Source organism: Hymenobacter agri, assembly GCF_054778495.1.
In genome coordinates this window covers 1-2,782 of sequence record NZ_BAAGZM010000567.1, presented here as the reverse complement: position 1 = coordinate 2,782, position 2,782 = coordinate 1, and the positions used below count along the sequence as shown (strand labels likewise).

General features: G+C 62.3%; 6 protein-coding genes. All 6 read right to left on the bottom strand.

Annotated features, from left to right (window positions below; all coding sequences use genetic code 11):
- On the bottom strand, positions 1-518 hold a 518-nt coding region (locus tag ACYVDE_RS19460; protein WP_460503201.1), incomplete at its 3' end, for an NAD-dependent epimerase/dehydratase family protein.
- A 148-nt stretch (positions 519-666) separates the two neighbouring features.
- A complete protein-coding gene (locus tag ACYVDE_RS19455; RefSeq protein ID WP_460503200.1) occupies positions 667-1,035 on the bottom strand; it encodes a four helix bundle protein in 369 nt (122 codons plus the stop codon).
- Positions 1,036-1,095: 60 nt separating this feature from the next.
- A complete protein-coding gene (locus ACYVDE_RS19450) occupies positions 1,096-1,932 on the bottom strand; it encodes a CvfB family protein (protein ID WP_460503199.1) in 837 nt (278 codons plus the stop codon).
- Positions 1,933-2,167: 235 nt separating this feature from the next.
- Entirely contained in the window at positions 2,168-2,293 is a 126-nt protein-coding gene (locus ACYVDE_RS19445) for a hypothetical protein (RefSeq protein WP_460503202.1), read from the bottom strand.
- Positions 2,274-2,507: an MIP/aquaporin family protein gene (locus ACYVDE_RS19440; protein WP_460503198.1), complete on the bottom strand. Its 234-nt coding sequence runs from the start codon at positions 2,505-2,507 to the stop codon at positions 2,274-2,276. Before ACYVDE_RS19440 ends, ACYVDE_RS19445 begins: the two co-directional genes overlap by 20 nt.
- An 8-nt stretch (positions 2,508-2,515) precedes the next feature.
- Positions 2,516-2,782 (bottom strand): aquaporin (locus tag ACYVDE_RS19435; protein WP_460503197.1); only part of this gene is annotated, 267 nt, incomplete at its 5' end.

The following is a 2,782-nucleotide window of genomic DNA, read 5'->3' as shown; positions in this document are numbered from 1 at the left end:
GGGCGCGTCAGCTTCAATACGGCCGCGCCCAGGCGCTCGCCCAGGCGAGGGTGGGCGCGCTCGCCCAGCAGCAGCGAGGGCCGGAAAATATGAATGGCCCGGAACGGGGCCTGCCGCACGGCCGCTTCCATCTCGCCCTTCACTTGGCTGTAGTAGATGCGGCTGTCGGCATCGGCCCCCATGCTGCTCACCACCAGAAACTGCGCCGCGAAGTTGCCCGCCGCCAGTGCCGCCAGCTGCACCACGTACCGAAAATCAACCGTGAAAAAGGCCTCCTTCGAGCCGGCCTGCGCCATGGTAGTGCCCAGGCAGCAGAACACGTCGTCGGCAATGAGTTTCAGCCGCACGGCTTCGAGCTGGTCGAGCTCGGTCGTCACCTGCACCAGCTTGGGGTGCAGGGTGGGCACGGCCCGGCGCCCCACCACAATCACCTTATCATACCGCTCCGACGCGAGCAGCAGCGGCAGCAGGTACGAACCAATGAGGCCTGTGGCCCCGGCGAGTAAAGCGGTTTTCATAGAGGGGATAGGGGATAGGAAAGAAGGGATACGGAATAGGAAATAAGGGATACGGAAATGAAATAGTGGTTGGCGAAACATGGTGCGCAAGGTGCCTGCACGTCAGTTTACGTCTTTATCCATTCTTTCATGTTCTATCCTTTATTCCTCAGTTCCCAGTATGTTTTCTGATAAGTCCATTGACCAATGCCGTAATGTGGTCGAGCGTTGCCAATGCCTCATCCGTTTGAATGGCCGTGATGTAATTCATCTTTTCTGCTAATAGCAGAAGCGTATCCATTTCGGTAATGGAACCTCGGGCAATAACTAAAAAGCGGCAAAAATCCGGACTGGAATGCCGTCCTGCCCCTTCGGCAATATTCAAAACGACAGATGATGCTGCCCGGCGAAGCTGTGAAGCCAACTCATATCTCTCTTCAGGAGGAAATTGCCGCGCCAGCGCATAGGCAACTGGGACGAACTCAAACGCCAGCCGCCAAGCGTCCAAACTGTAGTGAGCCTTATGCCGTCGCGCCATTGTTGTGGTTTACCAAGCTGAATTCCCTCAGACGTATCCCTTATCCCTTATTCCCTATCCCTATTTTAGCACCGTCGCCTCCGGCTCTAATAATACCAGGCCCTGGCGGAACAGCGCGCCCAGCGCTTTCTTGAATACCTTTTTGCTCATGCCCACGCGGCGGTACACGTCATCGGCCAGGCTCTTGTCGCCGAGGGGCAGGCGGCCGCCGGGGGCCGCTTTCAGGGCCTTGAGCAGCGTGTCGGTGGCCGAGTCGACTTCGCCGTAGCCGTCGCGCTGCAGGCGCACGTCGAGCTTGCCATCGGGGCGTACCTGGCGCAGGTAGCCCGTCAGCTGCTCGCCCAGGCGCAGGGGGCGGAACACCTCGTTGTGGAACAGCAGCCCCTGGTGCGTGCCGTTCACGATGACGGGGTAGCCCAGCTCGGTTTCGTCGGCCACGAGCAGGCGCACCTCGTCGCCGGGCTGGCCGGCGAAGGGCGTGTTTTGCAGAAACTGCTTCCACTTGGTGGAGGCCACTAGCCGGTCGCTTTCCTCGTCGAGGTACACGTACACGAACACCCGCTCGCCGGTGCGCAGGTCGCGGCGCTGATTGCGGTAGGGTAGGAGCAGGTCTTTCTCCAGGCCCCATTCCAAGAAGGCACCGGCCGGGCTGTGGTCCTTCACAGTGAGGGCGGCGAAGCTGTCGACTAGGGCCAGGGGGCGCAGGTTGGTGGCAATGAGACGGTCCTCCGAGTCGCGGTACACGAACACGCGCACCACGTCGCCCACGCGGGTGCCGGGCTCCACATACTTTTCGGGCAGCAGCAGGTCGCCGTCGTCGGAGGTGAGGTAGAGGCCGATGCTGGTTTCGCGGGCTACTTCGAGGTCGTTGTAATCGCCGAGGAGGAGGCTGGCCATAGGAGTGCAGGGTTATGGGGTGAAGCCGCAAAGGTCGGGAGGAAATGTAGCACAAGCTGAAGCAGATTCGTCGCGAAGCCGTTAGCAGCTAACCGGTGGATGTAGAGACGCATATTTGCGTCTCGTCGTTGAACGACAGCTAACGGTCTTGGCGCGGGCTGTTCAACGACGAGACGCAAATATGCGTCTCTACCTCGTTCGCACCGGCCCAACGGCGCACAAGCTGAAGCGGATGCTACGAGTCTGCCGCCTCGCTGCGGGATTGCAGGCCCTTATCCACGGCCAGCAGGGCCCCGGCCACCGGTCCCACCACATACACCCACCAGTCGGCCCAGTTGCCGCTAAATAGCGCGGGGGCCAGCGAGCGGGCCGGCCACCAGCGCCTCCAGCGCCACCGTGCTGCTGATGGCCAGCCCCGCCAGCATGCCCACCTCCTTCGAGCCCGACGTTACCCGCAGAATCACCAGCATCAGCCAGCAGGTGATGAAAGCTTCGATGCCCAGCGCCTGAGTGGCCCCGTGCGCCGGCAGCGTGGCGCCCAGGTCGGAGCCCGGCCCGGCAATCAGCTGCACCAAAAAGCTGCCTAGCGCTCCGCCGCCCAGAAGGCCAACGTCACGGCCGGGTTCACGTGGGCGTCGCTGGTTTCGCCCAGGCTCTGGATGAGGATGAATAGTACCAGCTCGAAAGCCGCCGCCACGCCGCCGTGGCCCAGCGCGTGCGTCTGCTCGTTCACCACGGCCGCGCCGGTGCCGAAAATCAACAGCACGGCCGTGCCCAATGCTTCGGCCAGCAGGCAGGTTCGCAACGCGAGGGGCATCAGGCGCGGGCCGTGTCGGTGGTGCCTACCACG

Excerpts from the sequence above, each read along its gene's own strand:
- ACYVDE_RS19450 (WP_460503199.1), bottom strand. The coding sequence starts at position 1,932 with ATGGCCAGCCTCCTCCTCGGCGATTACAACGACCTCGAAGTAGCCCGC.
- ACYVDE_RS19455 (WP_460503200.1), bottom strand. The coding sequence starts at position 1,035 with ATGGCGCGACGGCATAAGGCTCACTACAGTTTGGACGCTTGGCGGCTG.